Source organism: Mesorhizobium kowhaii, assembly GCF_003253745.1.
GTDB lineage: Bacteria > Pseudomonadota > Alphaproteobacteria > Rhizobiales > Rhizobiaceae > Mesorhizobium > Mesorhizobium kowhaii.
In genome coordinates, this window is the sequence record NZ_MZXV01000013.1 from 1,236,924 (window position 1) to 1,253,640 (window position 16,717).

At 64.4% G+C, this 16,717-nt stretch carries 15 protein-coding genes and 1 pseudogene; 11 read left to right on the forward strand and 5 right to left on the reverse strand.

Translation table 11 applies throughout. The annotated features are described in order from the left end of the window. The first annotated feature begins 33 nt into the window (after positions 1-33). The gene (locus B5V02_RS08625) at positions 34-675 is read left to right on the forward strand and encodes a DapH/DapD/GlmU-related protein (RefSeq protein ID WP_111543678.1); all 642 of its coding nucleotides are present in this window, start codon (positions 34-36) and stop codon (positions 673-675) included. Between the two features lie 250 nt (positions 676-925). Further along, on the forward strand, positions 926-1,351 hold the full coding sequence (locus B5V02_RS08630) for a low affinity iron permease family protein (RefSeq protein WP_111543679.1): 426 nt from the start codon (positions 926-928) through the stop codon (positions 1,349-1,351). An 8-nt stretch (positions 1,352-1,359) separates the two neighbouring features. Here the strand turns inward: B5V02_RS08630 and B5V02_RS08635 are convergent, their stop codons facing one another. Beyond that, positions 1,360-2,226 (reverse strand): SDR family NAD(P)-dependent oxidoreductase, encoded by an 867-nt coding sequence (locus tag B5V02_RS08635; RefSeq protein ID WP_111543680.1) that lies wholly within the window; start codon positions 2,224-2,226, stop codon positions 1,360-1,362. Between the two features lie 238 nt (positions 2,227-2,464). Here B5V02_RS08635 and B5V02_RS08640 point away from each other — a divergent pair, with 238 nt between their 5' ends. Further along, positions 2,465-2,746 carry a hypothetical protein gene (locus B5V02_RS08640; protein WP_111543681.1) on the forward strand — a complete coding sequence of 94 codons (282 nt, stop codon included), beginning with the start codon at positions 2,465-2,467 and terminating at the stop codon, positions 2,744-2,746. Between the two features lie 89 nt (positions 2,747-2,835). On the opposite strand, the gene B5V02_RS08650 is transcribed toward B5V02_RS08640, so the two are convergent. Then, entirely contained in the window at positions 2,836-3,411 is a 576-nt protein-coding gene (locus B5V02_RS08650) for a TMEM175 family protein (protein WP_111543683.1), read from the reverse strand. Between the two features lie 256 nt (positions 3,412-3,667). Continuing rightward, a complete protein-coding gene (locus B5V02_RS08655; protein WP_111543684.1) occupies positions 3,668-5,140 on the reverse strand; it encodes an MATE family efflux transporter in 1,473 nt (490 codons plus the stop codon). Between the two features lie 134 nt (positions 5,141-5,274). Here B5V02_RS08655 and B5V02_RS08660 point away from each other — a divergent pair, with 134 nt between their 5' ends. Next, positions 5,275-6,063 (forward strand): L,D-transpeptidase, encoded by a 789-nt coding sequence (locus tag B5V02_RS08660; RefSeq protein ID WP_111543685.1) that lies wholly within the window; start codon positions 5,275-5,277, stop codon positions 6,061-6,063. Between the two features lie 153 nt (positions 6,064-6,216). Here B5V02_RS08660 and B5V02_RS08665 read toward each other — a convergent pair whose 3' ends face one another. Then, on the reverse strand, positions 6,217-7,698 hold the full coding sequence (locus tag B5V02_RS08665) for an esterase-like activity of phytase family protein (protein WP_111543686.1): 1,482 nt from the start codon (positions 7,696-7,698) through the stop codon (positions 6,217-6,219). Positions 7,699-8,009: 311 nt separating this feature from the next. Between B5V02_RS08665 and B5V02_RS08670 the strand changes: the two genes are divergently transcribed. From B5V02_RS08670 to B5V02_RS08685, 4 genes are all read left to right on the forward strand, one after another. Further along, on the forward strand, positions 8,010-10,421 hold the full coding sequence (locus tag B5V02_RS08670; RefSeq protein WP_111543687.1) for a GcvT family protein: 2,412 nt from the start codon (positions 8,010-8,012) through the stop codon (positions 10,419-10,421). A 12-nt stretch (positions 10,422-10,433) separates the two neighbouring features. Next, complete coding sequence (locus B5V02_RS08675) at positions 10,434-11,987, forward strand: trimethylamine methyltransferase family protein (RefSeq protein WP_111543688.1); 1,554 nt, start codon at positions 10,434-10,436, stop codon at positions 11,985-11,987. 98 nt (positions 11,988-12,085) lie between these two features. After that, on the forward strand, positions 12,086-12,841 hold the full coding sequence (locus tag B5V02_RS08680; RefSeq protein WP_208647051.1) for a bestrophin-like domain: 756 nt from the start codon (positions 12,086-12,088) through the stop codon (positions 12,839-12,841). A 54-nt stretch (positions 12,842-12,895) separates the two neighbouring features. After that, on the forward strand, positions 12,896-13,210 hold the full coding sequence (locus B5V02_RS08685; protein WP_095087016.1) for a ferritin family protein: 315 nt from the start codon (positions 12,896-12,898) through the stop codon (positions 13,208-13,210). Between the two features lie 42 nt (positions 13,211-13,252). Here B5V02_RS08685 and B5V02_RS08690 read toward each other — a convergent pair whose 3' ends face one another. Then, positions 13,253-14,278, reverse strand: a complete 1,026-nt coding sequence (locus tag B5V02_RS08690) for a LacI family DNA-binding transcriptional regulator (RefSeq protein ID WP_111543690.1) — start codon at positions 14,276-14,278, stop codon at positions 13,253-13,255. 198 nt (positions 14,279-14,476) lie between these two features. Between B5V02_RS08690 and B5V02_RS08695 the strand changes: the two genes are divergently transcribed. The 3 genes and pseudogenes from B5V02_RS08695 to B5V02_RS08705 all read left to right on the forward strand — a co-directional run. Beyond that, positions 14,477-15,508: a Gfo/Idh/MocA family protein gene (locus B5V02_RS08695; RefSeq protein ID WP_111543691.1), complete on the forward strand. Its 1,032-nt coding sequence runs from the start codon at positions 14,477-14,479 to the stop codon at positions 15,506-15,508. After that, entirely contained in the window at positions 15,505-16,413 is a 909-nt protein-coding gene (locus B5V02_RS08700; RefSeq protein ID WP_111543692.1) for a sugar phosphate isomerase/epimerase family protein, read from the forward strand. The genes B5V02_RS08695 and B5V02_RS08700 overlap by 4 nt, the downstream gene beginning before the upstream one ends. Before the next feature lie 105 nt (positions 16,414-16,518). Continuing rightward, positions 16,519-16,717: pseudogene (locus tag B5V02_RS08705) on the forward strand (substrate-binding domain-containing protein); the annotation flags it as partial.

The window sequence follows — 16,717 nt, forward strand, 5'->3', positions numbered from 1 at the left end:
CGGGACCAATCGCTCGGGGGTAAAGCCGCCCGCATGGACCGTTCCGAAAATCTCGTCCCGAAGGATTCCGAGCCGCGCATCCATCCGACCGCGGAACTGAAGGCCTGCAAGCTCGGCCGCTATGCCTCGATCGGCGAGCGGGTGGTGTTGCGCGAGGTGACGGTCGGCGACTTCTCCTATTTCGAGCGCCACGCTGAAGCGATCTACACGACGATCGGCAAATTCTGTTCGATCGCCTCCAACAGCCGCATCAACGCGCTGGAGCACCCGATCGAGCGGCTGACCCAGCATAAGGTCAGTTACCGGCCGAACGAGTATTTTCGCTGGCTGGGCGTCGACGCCGCATTCCGCGCGCGGCGGCAGGCGAAAGCCGTGACCATGGGCCATGATGTCTGGATCGGCCACGGTGCGGTGATCATGCCCGGGGTCACCATCGGCAATGGCGCCGTCATCGGCGCCAATGCGGTGGTGACGCATGATGTGCCGCCCTACGCCATCGTCGCCGGGGTGCCGGCCAGACCGCTCAGGCCACGCTTCCCGGCCGCTGTCGCGGCACGGATCGAAGCGCTCGCCTGGTGGGACTGGCCGGTCGAAAAGCTCGCCAGGGCGGTTCCCGACATGCAGGAAATGCCGATCGAGGCTTTCCTCGACCGCTGGGAAAACGACGCCATCTGACGGACTGAAACCCCTTCCGCCATGCGGGGGTGGCGCAGCGGAAGGGGCCGGAGGTAAACCGCCTTGAAGCGGAAGGAGCAGGTTCTCTTGCCTGCACGGCTACTGTGACATTGAAGCCATAAGGTGTGTTTGCCACCTTGTTCTCTTTATGCGTGCATCCAATTGTGCCTGACGTATTTGTTTGCGCCGGGAACCTGAAACGGTCGCCGGTTGTTTCTCATTGCGCCGCAGCACTGAGGGATTTCGATAGATGGAAAAGCTTTTCACCAAGATCGCCAACTGGGTCGCCCATATAACCGGCCTGCCGCTGACATTTGCCGTCTGTTGCCTGATCGTCGTCATCTGGGCGGTGACCGGGCCGTTCTTCGGCTTCTCGGACACCTGGCAGCTCGTCATCAACACCGGCACGACCGTCATCACCTTCCTGATGGTCTTTCTCATCCAGAACACCCAGAATCGCGACGGCGCGGCGATCCAGGCCAAGCTCGACGAACTGATCCGGGTCAGCGAGGGCCACAACAACTTCATCGGCATCGAGCACCTGACCGAATCCGAGGTCGAGGAGATCCGCGACAAATGCGAGCGGGCGGCCAAGCGGCACGACCAGCAGATCGCCGCCATGGCTGCGAAGAAGGCCGTGGCGCAGAAGCGCGGGCCGAAAAAGCACGCGGCCTGAAGCGAAACTCAGCGCTTCATGTACGCCGCGAAAGGCTCCTTGTAGTCGGGATGCCAGCGCGACAGAGCCGGGCGGTTCTCGATGATGTCGCCGATCGCCCAGGCCATGCGCTTTTCATCCAGCGGCCGCGCCGCTTCATTGTCCGGGCACAGGATGTAGAAATCGCCCCTGGTCAGGGATTCCAGCATGAAATCAACGACCTGTTCGCCAGTCCAGGCGCCGGCCGGTTTTTCCGTCGCGCCCTCTGTGAGGCCGGTAAAGGTGAAGCCGGGGATCAGCAGATGGGCGGCGAGATGGGCGCCGGGTTCGTTGCGCAGCGCATGCGCCAAGCCTTCGGTGTAGGTCTTCACCCCGGCCTTCGAGACATTGTAGGCAAGGTTTCCGGGCGGCGTGGTGATGCCTTGCTTGGAGCCGGTATTGATGATCAGCCCCGGCTTGGCCGAGGCCAGCATGCGCGGCGCGAAGGCCTCGACGCCATGCACGACGCCCCAGAAATTGATGTCCAGAAGCCGCTTCCAGGCATCGCGGTTTTCCCAGGGCTTTCCGGGGTTGTTGCCGACGCCGGCATTGTTCATCAGCAGCGACACGTCGCCGAAGGGGCCGAACGCTCTTTCGGCGAGACGGTCCACCTCATCCGCGTTCGATACGTCGGCGGCGACGGCAAGCACGGCATCCTCGCCCGCAATCGCAGCGACGACGCGGGAGGCGTCGTCGAGACGCGCGCTGCCGATATCGGCCAGCACGATCTTCATGCCCATCAATGCAAGCCGCTTGGCGGCCGCAAGACCAATACCGCTGGCGGCGCCGGTGATGACGGCGGTGTTGCCCGGGCCAAGCGCGGGCAGGGCGGTCTGGATTTCGGCGTCGGTGATCATGGGCGATGGGTTCCTTCTTTTGATGGCGCCGAACTTAGCGCTGGAACGGGCTTGCGCAAGCCTCTCTGCGCCTAAAGCGCATCGCGTTTGAAGGGAAACATGCGGCGCGCTCAAGGTCTTGTTTTCATGTATGTCGTTGTCCCAAAACCACTTCGCGCTTTCGGGCGAGATGCCTCGGCCGGGTTGACCAGCCCGGCCGAGGCTGCGCATGTTGCCGTGAGAAATGGAGATTTCCTGATTGACGGACTGGGTCGCAATTCTGAAGGAACAGACAGCCACCGGCGATCAGATGAGCCGCGAGGTGCCGCAGATGCTGGTCAACCCCGACATCAGCGAAGCGCAGGTGAAGACGCTCTTTTCCGCCCTGGAGAAACAAGCCGAGTTCGTCGAGAAGCTGCGCATGGCGCTGGAGAAGTTTGGCCATGATTTCTCGATCATCAAGGCGGCGGAACGGCTGGAGGAGCGCTATGCCGACCTTGCCGCTTCAGTGGCGGAAAAACTGAAGGCGATGCGCAAATAGAGCAATTCCAGGAAAAGTGTGTCGCGGTTTTCCCGGGAAAAGCGCATGGCGCTTTCCCTTGGGAATTGCGTCAAACACGTAGATAACAGCTACTTTTCGATCACCCGCGCGAAGCGCGTATCCGGCACGAGCCAGACCATCGCGACCAGCACGTAAAGCGCGACGCCGATCCACTGATTGACGAAGGTCAGCAGGACGGCTGCGATGTAGACAGCCAGCGAAAGCTTGCCCTTGCGGTCATTGCCCAGCGCCTTGGCAAAGGCTGTGTCGTTGCCGTGCAGGCGATGCAGCGCGGCCGCCAGAATATTATAGGCGATGGCGCATAGCGCGAGATCGGCGCCATAGACGGCGACCGGCACCGGCGCAAAGTGGTTCTCGCCCATGAACGCCGTCGTCGCCGGCACCAGCGACAGCCAGAACAGCATGTTCAGGTTCGCCCACAGCACGCGGCCGTCGACGCGCTGCACGGTATGGAACATGTTGTGCAGATTGTTCCAGTAGATGCCGACATTGATGAAGGACAGTACGTAGGAGAAGAAGATCGGCCACAACGGCAACAGGGCGGAAACATCCTCGCCATGCGGCACTTTCAGCTCGAGCACCATGATGGTGATGATGATGGCCACCACGCCATCGGTGAATGCCTCGACCCTGCCTTTGCCCATGGATTCTCCCCCTCTAACGGCGAAATCTACGCGATGGCGGGACGGGCGGCTACCGGCCATGTGGCTGGGCGAACCGGAGGTAGTCGGCACAGTGTTCAGCGGTGGCAGGAAAGCCCAGACATGCGGCGTCCGTGGATCTGTTGGACTCCCGGGCGTTTCGAGCGGAAGCAAAACAAGCCGGTTCAGGCGAACCGCCGAAGGCACCGCGTTTCGCCTGACCAGCCGTCGACAAACGCTGGCCAGGGTGCCAAATCTTTCAGCCATTCGGCGTCTCAGGCGCCATATTCGCGCGCTGGCGCGGCACGCCAAGGCCGGTGTCCGGCGGCTCGCCGGCGGCCGGCCTGTTCTCGATCATGTGCATGGTGCGCCAGCGGCCGAAGCGGTAGTAGGCCGCGGCCAGCATAAGCGAGGTGATCGAGCCGGCCGGGAAACTCCACCACAGGGCTTCCTCGCCGATCACGCCGCGCATGAAGTAGGCAAAGCCGGTGCGCACGATCAGCACCGAGATCACCAGGATGATCAGCGGCGGCATCACCGCGCCTGTGGCGCGCACGGTGGCGAACAGCACGATGGTGATGCCAAACAGGATGAACGACCAGGACGCGACATTGTTGATGTGGGCGGCGATGTCGATCGCGGCGCTGTCGCTGCTCAGGAACAGGCTCAGCACCGAACGGTCGAAAACGGACAACACGGCAACCAGTGCGCCGGTCAGCACCAGGTTGAAGCCGACGCCGGAGGCGGCGATGCGGCCGATCCGGTCCCAGCGGCCGGCACCGACATTCTGCGCCGCCATCGAGGAGACGGCGGCACCGATGGCGAGCGCCGGCATCTGGATGTAGGTCCATAGCTGCGCGGCAATGCCGTAGGCGGCGGCGACCTGCGAACCGTAGGAATTGACGATGCCCATCACCGTCAGCGCGGCCGCCGAGATGACGATCATCTGCAGGCCCATCGGCACGCCCTTGAAGACGATGATGCGCAGCAAAGCGGGGTCGGGCCGCAGCAGGGCGAGGTTGGCGCCGGCCAGACGCAGCGGATGCTTGCCCACATAGAGCACGATCAGAATGGCGATCACGCTCACCGTCTGGCCGATCAGCGTCGCGGTGGCCGATCCGGCGATGCCGAGTTCCGGGAAGGGCCCGATGCCGCGGATCAGCAGCGGGTTGAGCACGATGTCGAGGACGACGGCGAGCGCCATGAAGAAGAAGGGCGTGCGTGAATCGCCAGCACCGCGCAGCACTGTCATGACGAACGACAAAAGGTTCATCATCGGCACGGCGACAAAGATGATGCGCAGATAGGAGCGGGCGAGCGGCAAGGCATCGGCCGGGGTGCCGAGCGTGTTGAGGATGGCGTCGACCCAGATCCAGCCGCAGACCGCGAAGATAATCGAGATGAGGAAGAAAAAGGTGGCGCTGGTGCCGACGATGCGGCGCGCTTCGGGCAGATCGCGGGCGCCGACCGACTGTGCCACCAGGATGGTGGCCGCCATGCCGATGCCGAACACCGTGCCGAGGATGAGGAACAGGACGAGGTTGGCGTTGGAGGTGGCCGTCAGCGCGGATTCGCCGAGAAAGCGGCCGACCCAGACGGCGTTGATCGACCCGTTGAGCGACTGCAGCACGTTGGAGCCGAGCACGGGCAGGGCGAACAGCAGCAGCGTTCGCGGGATCGGGCCGCTGGTCAGGTCGCCGGTGCGGCGGCGCGTGGGCATCTTTTCGTCCATGGCAGGCAACTCGGCGAAGGCTTATCTCAGTCCGTGCCTTGATCTAATCATGTTCTCAAAGCCTCCGAAATCGGATATTGATCCTGACGCGTGGGGCCGCATTCCATTAAATCTTATGGGTTAGCCGGGGGTTCATGTCCGATATTCCGCTGTTTTTTGAGCGCCTGAGCCGGCGCGCGTTTCTCGGTGCATCCGCTTTGGGCGCGGCCTCCGTGGCCCTTTCGGCGTGCACCACGACGGAGGTGGTGACGACGCCAGTGGCAGCGCCGCCAAGCGATCCGGCTTTCGGCGACGTCGCAAGCATGTATGCGGCGCGTGTCGACGAGGGCTATCAACTGCCGGCAATCCCGGTGGCCAAGATGGATCCGAAGTTCGTGCGCCAGGTCGTGTCCGACCCGACCGGAGAAAAACCCGGCACGATCGTCGTCGATGTCTCCGAGCACTTCCTCTATCTGGTGCGCGACGGCGGCAAGGCTATCCGCTATGGCGTCAGCCTCGGCAAGGCCGGTTTCGGATGGACCGGCAGCGCCGTGGTTCAGGCGAGGAAGAAGTGGCCGGTCTGGACGCCGCCGCCGGAGATGATCCAGCGCCGGCCGGAACTGGCGAAATACAAGGACGGCATGCCGCCCGGACCGCAGAGCCCGCTAGGCGCCCGCGCGCTGTATCTTTTCCGCGACGGCAAGGACACGATGTACCGGCTGCACGGCACGCCGGAGTGGGATTCCATCGGGAAGAACGCTTCGTCCGGCTGTGTGCGCTTCATGAACCAGGACATCATCGACCTCTACGGCCGCGTCAACGGCGCCGCGCCGGTCTTCGTGCGCGCGAACCTTTCGGCCGCCGCGAAGATCACCGCCGTGTCGAACAGGACGGCCGAGCCGATCGATGCGGGCGTGCCAAAGGACGCGGAGATGCTGAAGTAAGTGCCTTCACGATCCGTGGGCTGCTCGGCTAACGTCGCGCCACAGGATGGGGCACAATCTCCGGTATTGGTGATCGTCGACAAACGACTTGAAGAGACAAACGACTTGAAGAGCTAGGCGGACGCGCTGGGCGCGTCCGCCTGCATGGTGTCGTTACTTCTTGGCGAGGCCGGGAAGCGTGACCTGATAAACCGTGAACATGGTGTCGACATCGGCGCCGTCCTCGGCCTTGTAGGGTGCGCCGACCTGGAAGCCGTCCTGGGTGAGGAAGTCGTTGTCGTTGGCGACGAACAGGAAATAGTCGTCGGGCAGCTTCGGATCGAGCACGCTGACCACCGACATCGCCTCCCACTTTTCCGAGAGGTTGTTGTTGTCGTTCGGCGCGCCATTGTGCAGGCCGAAGCGGCCGAGTTCGCCCTTGTCGTTGAGGTCGATGAACGGCGTCAGCTTGGCCGGCGTCACCGATGGGTCGAGCACGCCCTTGGGCGCCACCGGCTTGTCGGCGGCGTCGAAGGTGCCACCGGCAATGTCGGTCGCGGCGGAGAGATCGACGATGTTGATCTGGCGAAGCAGCGAGGTATCGCCCTTCAACCCCTGGCCGTTGCCGCTGTCGCGGGTCAGCATCAGGAATGTCTGGTCGGACAGGGCCACGATCTCGCTCTGCGCGGCCACCTTGGTCTTGCCCTTGGCATCCTTGAACACCGGCAGCGGCACGACATATTCGTGCGCCAGCTTGAGATGGGCGAGGTCGGAAGCGTCATAGACCAGCGCACGCGTGTTCTGGCGCGTCGCGCCGGAATCGCCGCCATCCTGGCGGGGCGCCGACTGCAGCACGGCGATCAGGAACTTGCCGTCCGGCGTCATCGCCATGCCTTCGAGGCCTTGGTTGTTCTGGCGGCCGGTATCGGGATCCTTCGGATCGGGCTCGGCGGCACCCGGACCCGGATTGTCCGAGGCGAAGTTCGGCGCGCCATGGCGCATCGGCACGAGGGCGGCCGGCGGCTGGGTCGCCGACAGCAGGCGGCCTTCGGCTGAAAACCGATAGATGTTCGGGCCGTATTCGTCGGAGATGAACATCGAGCCGTCGGGCAGCCGCACGATCGCCTCGTTGTCGAGCGCCAGCTTGCCGTTGGCCTCGGGCAGGATCGGCATGTCGCCGCTTGCTGCGCGCACGCCGTTGAGCGGGTCGAGGCCGGTGGCGTCAGCGCCCTTGTCGTCGGTCAAGAGCATGGTGTCGGCGAGTGTCGCCTTGACGCCGGACTGCTCCTGGCCGGCCGCGGGTGCCGCACCAGGTGCGGTCGGCGCGAACTCGATGCCGATTGTGTTGAGGCGTGGCCGGCAATCGGTGGTGCCGACGACATTGTAGCCGCGGTCCGGCAGCAGCCAGAGCGAACCCTTGTAGCCGTCGGCGCCATGCGTCCAGCCGGCGGTGTCGATCGCCATGCCGGAGCCTGAGCCGAACGTCTCGCCGAACTTGTCCTTCTGGCTGGCCGGGATGCGGCCGACGCCGACCAGTCCCTTGTTGACGAATCTGGTACCGCCGACCGTCGCGGTGCTGTCGGCGAGAGCCGGCGTCAAGGCGGTGAACAATGCCAGCGCGACGCCGAGCGACGCGGTTCGGTACAGGTGTTTCATGGATAATCCTCTTTGTGACAAAGCGTGCCTGAGCGGCCGATGGACGAAAAGCTGAAAGAGGTGCAGCATCGATGATGCCGCGCGCGCCTCCCCGAAAAGCGGTCTACGGCGCGAACATGATGCTTGCGTGACAGCGCGCGATGCCCGCCCGCCGGCTTCTTCACACGTCGATAAAAACGTGTGGTCGCACGAAAGAATTGATCACTCCGTCAGGCTCAAATCGACGAAGCGCGGTGTGTCCGCATCGCACTAGACACTTATGTCTAGTGCGTATATGGTGCAGCCTTCGGACCAGCCGTGGAGGGGAAGCCTTGAAGTCGCACTACCGCGCAGTCGTCATCGGGGGTGGCGTGGTCGGAGCCTCGGTGCTCTATCATCTGACGCGTTTCGGCTGGAGCGATGTGGCGCTGATCGAGCGTGCCGAACTGACAGCCGGTTCGACCTGGCACGCGGCGGCCGGATTCCATGCGCTCAATGCCGATCCCAACGTCGCGGCGCTGCAGGACTACACCATCAAGCTCTATCGCGAGATCGAGGCCGAATCCGGCCAGAACGCGGGCCTGCACATGACGGGCGGCGTCAACATGGCGAGCGACCCTCAGCGCTGGGAGTGGCTGAAATCGGCCTGGGCCGTGTTCCAGTCGGTCGGCATCGAAACGGCTCGTTTGGTGACACCGGAAGAGATCAAGGAAATCTGCCCGATCGTCGATGTCAGCGGTGTGCTCGGCGGGCTCTACGATTCCAACGAAGGCCATCTCGACCCCTATGGAACGACGCATGCCTATGCCGGTGCCGCGAAGAAACGTGGCGCCGACGTCATCCTGCGCAATCGGGTGGTCGCGTTGAAGGCGCGGGCCGACGGGCACTGGGATGTCGTCACCGAGCAAGGCACGATCGTGGCCGAGCATGTCGTCAATGCTGGCGGGCTGTGGGCAAAGCAGCTCGGGCGCATGGCCGGCGTCGATCTGCCGGTGACGCCGATGGAGCACCATTATTTCATCACCGAGGACATTCCGGAGGTCGCCGCCCTCGACAAGGAACTCGGCCTTGCGGTCGATCTCGACGGCTTTTCCTACCTCAGGCAAGAGCGCAAGGGCGTGCTGCTCGGCGTCTACGAGCAGAACCCGAAGCACTGGAACATGGATGGTGCGCCATGGGATTACGGCATCGAGCTGATCCCGGAAGACATCGACCGCATCAGCCCGGAACTGTCCAAGGCCTATGAGCGCTTTCCTTGCCTGAGGACGGCCGGCATCCGCAAATGGGTCAATGGCGCTTTCACTTTCACACCGGACGGCAATCCGATCGTCGGGCCGGTGCGCGGCTTGAGGAATTACTGGGTTGCCTGTGGCGTCATGGCCGGCTTCAGCCAGGGCGGCGGCGTCGGCAAGTCGCTGGCCGAGTGGATGATCCATGGCGAGCCGCAGGCCGACATATTCGGCATGGACATCGCCCGCTACGGCGCCTTCGCAGCCAACCGCGAATATCTCAAGCAGACGACGCGCCAGTTCTATTCGCGCCGCTTCGTCATGACCTTTCCCAATGAGCGGCTGCCCGCCGGCCGGCCGCTGAAACGCCCGGGCGCCTATGACGGCATGACGGCGGCGGGTTGCGAATGGACGGCATCATGGGGGCTGGAAATCCCGGCCTATTTCGCGCCGATGGGGTTTCGCGAGAACACGACGCTGCGGCGCTCCAACGCTTTCGACATCGTTGGCGACGAGGCGCTGCGGGTTCGGCGTGCCGCCGGTCTCGTCGATATTTCGGCCTATGCGCGCTATGCGGTTTCCGGGCCCGGGGCCGAAGCATGGCTTGACCAGCTGCTTGCCTGCAGGCTGCCGAAGCCGAGACAGGCGAGGCTGGCGCCAATGCTCGGCCATGACGGGCGGCTGAAGGGCGACCTCACGGTCTTCAACTGGGGCGGCGGCGACTATTGGCTGATGGGCTCCTACTATCTCAGAGAATTCCACATGCGCTGGTTCGAGAGCCATGCGGCGGAGGGCGTCACCGTCACCGACCTTTCCGACACGATAAGCGGCTTCCTGCTGACCGGGCCGAACGCGCGCGAAATCCTGGCGCGCACGACGCATCAGGACATATCCGGTGCGGCGCTGCCGTTCATGGCCTGCGGCGCATTCGACATCGGCATGGTGCAGGCACAGGTTGCCCGCCTCTCGATCGCCGGCGAGCTCGGCTTTGAGATCAGTTGTCCGATGACCATGCATGCCAGCTTGCGCGAAACGCTGCTGGCCGCCGGCGAGGATCTCGGCCTTGCCGAGATCGGCTACTATGCGCTGAACGCGCTGAGGCTGGAAAAGAGTTTCGGCATCTGGTCGCGTGAATTCACGCAGGGCTACACACCCGATCAGACCGGTCTCGACCGTTTCATCGCGTTCGGCAAGGGCGACTTCACCGGCCGCGAAGCGGCACTGAAACAGCGGGAGGCCGGCAGCGGCCAGTGCCTGGTGACGCTGGAGATTGATGCCCTCGACGCCGACACCAGCGGCTTCGAGCCGGTCTGGCATAAAGGCCGGCGCGTCGGCTTCGTCACTTCGGGCGGCTATGGCTATACGGTCGGCAAAAGCCTGGCGCTGGCGCTTGTCGACCGCGACTTCGCTGGCGAGGGCACCGCGCTCTCGGTGCATGTCGTCGGCATGGAGCGGCCGGCGCACGTCATCGCGGGCTCGCCCTACGACCCCCTGGGCAAGGCGATGCGGCAATGAGGAGGATTTCTGATGGTCGATGACGCGGCACGTGACAGCAGGCGCGAACGCCGGCGTGGACGGACGGGTGAAGCCGGCTCGGAAACCAGCCGCCGGCCCGATTACCGTTCGCTGAAGAACCCGTTCCTGCCGCAGCCGATTTTCTCGGACGATCAGGTCGCCGCCATCCACGACACGGCGCTGCGGGTGCTGGAAGAACTCGGCATCAAGGTGCTGCTGCCGCAGGCGCGTGAGCATTTCGCCCGCGCTGGAGCCCTGGTCGATCCGGACACCGACATGGTGCGCATCGGCCGCGACATGGTGACGGCGGCACTGGCCTCGGCGCCGAAGTCGATCCACGCTCACGCCGGTTCTCGTGCCCGCGATCTGACGCTCGAACTCGGTTCGATGACCTTCCTGGCCGGATGCGGGGCGCCGAACGTCACCGATCTCGAGCGCGGCCGCCGGCCGGGGACACTGGCCGATTTCGAGGATTTGATGCGGCTGGTGCAGCATTTCGACGTACTGCATATGCTGGGACCCTGCATCGAGCCGCAGGACGTCGACAACCGCTTTCGCCACTATGCGGTCAACCGCGCGCAGCTGACGCTGTCGGACAAATTCCCCTTCGTCTTCGCGCGCGGCACGCCGCAGGTCGAGGACGGCTTTGCAATGATCAGGTTGGCGCGCGGACTTTCGGAGGACGAATTCCTTGCCGGCGCCCATTGCTATACCGTCATCAACACCAACTCACCGCGACAGCTCGACATCCCGATGGCGCAAGGCATCATTGATTTCGCCAGGGCAGGACAAGTTTCGGTCATCACGCCGTTCTGCCTGGCGGGTGCGATGGCCCCGATCACGGTCGCCGGCGCGCTGACCCTGCAGCATGCCGAAGCGCTGGCCGGGCTGACGCTGGCGCAGATCGTGCGGCCCGGCGCGCCGGTCGTCTATGGCTCCTTCTCCTCCAACGTCGACATGAAATCCGGCGCGCCTGCCTTCGGCACGCCGGAGCATGTCAAGGCAACGCTGGGCGCCGGCCAGCTGGCGCGCTTCACCGGACTGCCCTGGCGGTCCGGCGGCGGCAGCGCGGCCAACATTTCGGACGCGCAGGCGGCGCACGAGACGCAGTTCGCGCTGTGGGGCTCGGTGCTGGCCGGGGCGACGATGTGCATCCACGCCGCCGGCTGGCTGGAAGGCGGCTTGAGCGTTTCCTTCGAGAAGCTGGTCACCGATATCGAGGCGCTGCAGACCGTGGCTGAACTCTGCGCGGCGACGCCCGGCGACAGCGATTCCATTGGCTTCGAAGCAATCGCCGAGGTACAGCCGGGCGGTCACTTCTTCTCGGCCGGCCACACCATGGCGCGCTACCGGACCGCTTTCTACGAGCCGCTGGTCGCCGACTGGTCGAATTTCGGCAACTGGACGCAAAGCGGCTCGAAGACGGCGAGCGAGCGCGCCACCGGTGTCTGGAGACGGGCACTTGCTGATTTCGTGCCTCCCGCTTCGGCCGTCGCCACCGCCGGCGTGCTCGACGAATTCATCGCCCGGCGCACGCAAGAGGGTGGAGCAGCACCGGTGTCGTGAGGCACGGGCAATCGCACAAGACGCCTGACGCAACTTTCGCGGCCTGATCGGTGCCGGGGTCATTGGCAATCGGCGCATCCCGTGCAGAAATGGGCGGCATGCGCGAAGCTTTGATCGCAGTGGTGATCTTCCTGTGCCTGGCAGCGGCGCCGCTGGTCAGCATGGCGGTATGGCCCAGGATGCCGGCCAGACATCGCGACGACGATACGAACAATGTGGTGAGGCTCACCGCCAACCTTTTCGGGGTCATGACCTCACTGGTGCTCGGCCTGATGATCAACTCGGCCAAGAACACCTTCGAATCGATCGATCACAATGTGCACGCCTATGCGACGGAGCTGATCCTGCTTGACAGGGTCTTGCGCGGGTATGGCCCGGAGACCGACGTGGTACGCCAACCGCTGGTCGTCTATGTGCAGAGGGTGGCGGGCGATGCCTCGCCGACCGGTGAAACGCCGGTCGACGCCAACCGGCTGTCCGAACATCTGCTGACGGAGATCGGCACCCGGCTGGGTGCGCTAGTACCTGCCGACGCGGCGCGCAGCTCCCTCTTGCAGGATGCCGGTCAGCGTTTGCAGAAAGTGGTGGAGTTGCGCTGGATTCTGATCGAGCAGTCGGAGGGCGCGATCCCCTGGCCGCTGATCGCCATGCTGGTTGCGTGGCTGGTGCTGATCTTCGCCAGCTTCGGGTTCAGGGCACCCCGCAACGCGATCACTATTTCGACCTGCGTGATTTCGGCCGTGCTGATCGCCGGGGCGCTTTACCTGATCTTGGACATGGACGTGCCGTTCTCCGGTCCAATCCAGATTTCGCCGGCGCCCCTGCAGAGGGCATTGGCGGAATTGCAGCGATGATGCGGAACCGGCGTCGTCCCGGGGCATTCATGGAGATGGCCCCAGGAGGACGACATGGGATTCGACCAGTATCACGAACCGCCTGAAGAACTGTCGCAGAAGGTGCGGACCTTTGCCCGCATGATCACCTCGCTGATCGAGGAGGCGGAGGCGATAGGCTGGTACGAACAGCGCATCTCGGTGGAGAAGGACCCGCAGGCCCGCGCCATCATGAAGAATGCGCAGGGCGAGGAGTTCAAGCATTTCGGCATGGATCTCGAATTCCTGCTGCGCCAGAAGAAGGATTGGCGGGCGGAACTGAAGGAAATCCTGTTCACCACCGGCGACATCGTCAAGGCCGGCGAGAGGGGTGAGAAGAAGGTGGATTGAGGCCTGATAGGTCGTGACCGATCTGGCTCTGCTTCGGCCAGATCAATCGCTGTCGCGCGCCACCAGCTCCAATGGCCAGACCTCGCGCATAATGCGCGGACCTTGTGGACCGGCGAACGCCGGGATCGAAGCCAGCAGCATTTCGGCGAGCCGCTGACCCATCGGCTCCAGGGCTGGGCGAAAGGCGGTCAGCGCCGGCGAGAAGTAGCGGCAGAGCGGCGTATCGACGATGACGGTCACCGCCATGTCGTGGCCCGGCCTGATCCCCATTTCGGCCAGCGCCTTGCAGCCGCCAAGCGCCATCGCGTCATTGTTGAAGATGATGGCGGTCGGCGGGTTCTTGGAGCGCATGACCTGCGGTGTCACCTCGTAGCCGCCGGCCTCGTTGATGAAGCCGGACGCGATCAGCTCAGGGTCGACCTCGATGCCGTGCCGCCGCAAGGCCTTGCGATAGCCGTCGAGGAACAGATAGGCGAAATTGAGATTGAGCGACGGGCGGATGGCGGCAATGCGGCGGTGGCCGCGTGCCACCAGGCGGTCGACCGCATCGGCGCCAGCCTTTTCGAAATCGAGGTCGAGCGAAGGGTATGACTTGGCCCCAGAGCGGCTGCGGCCGAGCGTGGCGAACGGGAAACCGGCCTGGGTGAGATAGTCGATGCGCTCGTCCTCGCGCCGCGTCCAGGCCAGCACCACCGCATCGGCGCGGCGCGTCTCGACGACACGGCGCAGGCGTTCCTGCTGGTAGTCGCCAGGCGCGCCCATGACCACGATCAGGTCGAGCCCGCTCTCGGCGAGTTTCGCCTGCAGCCCGATCAGGAACGGAATGAAGAACGGCTCGCCATATTGCTGGTCGCCCGGATGCGGCTGCAGCATGAAGGCGATCGAATGGGTAGCGCCTTGCCGCAGGCTGCGGCCGGACTGGTTGGGCGAATAGTTCAGCGTCCTGGCGGCCTCGAGCACGCGCTGGCGCGTATCGGCATTGACGTCGGCGCGGCCGTTGAGGGCGCGCGACACCGTGCCGATCGAAATGTTCAGGTGACGGGCAAGGTCGTGAATGCTGGACGCCAAGTGACTGTTCTCCCCTTGCTTTGGCTAGCACCGGTAGCCGCTCAGGCCAAGGCGACAGGACGATTTTTCGTGAGCGGCCAATTGACATTCTACGCCTTCGGGTGTGTTCTCGTAAACGTTTACGGAAAAACGTTTACGGCCATGTCGTGAATGCCGTGACGATCGGTCTGGAGGGACCGAGCGGAGGAGGAGCGCTGGATGATCAATGTCGTCCTGGCCGGCTGCGGAGCGATGAGCAAGCAGTGGCTCGATGCCGTGAGGCAGATCGACGGGCTTTCCGTTGTCGGCCTCGTCGACCTCGACGCCGACAGGGCGAAGGCGAGGGCGCGCGAATACGACCTCACCAGCGCCGTTATCGGCGCCAGCCTCGACGCGGTGCTCGACCAGACCAGGCCCGACGCGGTGTTCGACGTGGTGGTTCCCGCCGCCCGCCGCGAGGTTGCGCTTTCCGCCTTTGCCCATCATTGCCATCTCCTGACGGAAAAGCCGCTCGCTGACAGTCCAGAGAATGCGCGCGCCATCGTCGAGGCCGCGCGCCGGGCCGGGCGTATCCATGCCGTCGTCCAGAACCGGCGCTATGTTGCCAATGTCAGGCGCATCCGGCGCTTTCTCTCTTCCGGCGCCATCGGTGCCGCGACCAGCATCCATGCCGACTTCTTCATCGCACCGCATTTCGGCGGTTTTCGCGAAGAAATGGCGCATGTGCTGCTGCTCGACATGGCGATCCACACATTCGACGCCGCCCGCTACATGGTGAATGGCGAGCCGGCCGGCGTCTACTGCCAGGAATGGGAGCCAACCAGTTCCTGGTACCGGCAGGGATCATCGGCCAGCGCCGTCTTCGATCTCGGCGGCGGCAAGGTCTTCACCTATGCCGGCTCTTGGTGCGCCGCCGGCTTCCGCACCAGCTGGGAGAGCACATGGCGCATCGTCGCCGAGCGCGGCAGCCTGGTCTGGGACGGCAATGACGAGTTGAAGGCAGAGGTCGTCCTGCCAGGCCGTGAAGGCATGTTCGACCGTACCGAGCCGATTGCCGTGCCGCCGCTCGATCCCGCCGACCGTGTCGGCGGCCATCTCGGCATCATCCAGGATTTTATGCGCGCCATCGAGACCGGCACCGAGCCGGAAACGCGCGGCGCCGACAACATCAAAAGCCTGGCCATGGTCTTCGGCGCCATCGAGAGCGCCGAGACCGGGCGCCGGGTGACGATCTCGAGGGAAGGACAATGATGCCTAACCCGCTTCTCGACATCAGGATCGGCACCATGGTGCGGGCCAACCTCGACGACCCGGTCGCCTATATCAAGGCGATCCTGCCGCTCGGCTTCGAGAGCATCCAGCCCTTCTTCTGGCAGACGCTGGGCGGCAAGGACCTGCCGCGGCTTGCCGGCCAAATCCGCGAGGCGATCGGCGATGCCGATGTCACGGTGTCATCGATCGGCGTGTTCGGCAATCCGCTGGAGAGCGGCGATGTCGATCGCGGCGTGCTCCAGGCCTGGGAAACGGTCATCGACAACGCACATCTGTTCGGCACCTCGATGGTCAGCGGCTTCACCGGTCGCCTCCGTGGCAAGCCACTGCCGGACAGCCTGCCGCGCTTCAAAGAAGTCTGGGGCCCGCTGGCCAGGCGTGCCGCCGACAAGGGCGTGCGGATCGCCTTCGAGAACTGCGCGATGGACGGCAACTGGGCTGGTGGCGACTGGAACATCGCCCACAATCCGGACGCCTGGGAGCTGATGTTCAACGAATTGCCTGATGACAATCTCGGCCTGGAATGGGAGCCCTGCCATCAGCTCGTCTACCTGATCGATCCCCTGCCGCAGATCCGCAAATGGGCGCCGCGTATCTTCCATGTCCACGGCAAGGACGCGACGGTGCGCTGGGATGTGATCCGCGAGCATGGCGTGTTCGGCCGGCTGCCGTTCGTGCAGATGCGCACGCCGGGCTTCGGCGACAGCGACTGGACGCGGGTGATCAGCGAATTGCGGCTGGCCGGCTACAAGGGCGCCATCGACATCGAGGGCTGGCATGACCCGGTCTATCGCAACGAACTGGAGATCACCGGGCAGGCACGCGCGCTCGACTATCTGAAGCAATGCCGGGGAGGCGCCAGCTACCTGCCGAATCCGGTGTGAGAGCGGGCCGGCGGGAGGTGCCGGCCAGCCAAGATTGCGGCGCACTGCCGAAGCGATCGTCGAAAACCCCTGGGCCTAGCCAGGGAAAAAAGGGAGGATAAGTGCATGAGCATGACGATGAGAAGGACACTTCTGCGCTCGACCATCGTGGCCGCCGCCACGACGCTCGCCGCTGCAATCTCCACCTTGCCGGCGCAGGCGCTCGACGCCCAATGGTGCAAGGACGTCCACATCCGCTTCTTCGTCGGCGGCGCCGAGGGCGACGCCTTCGGCACCATCGTCTACAATGGCGCCAAGCAGGCGG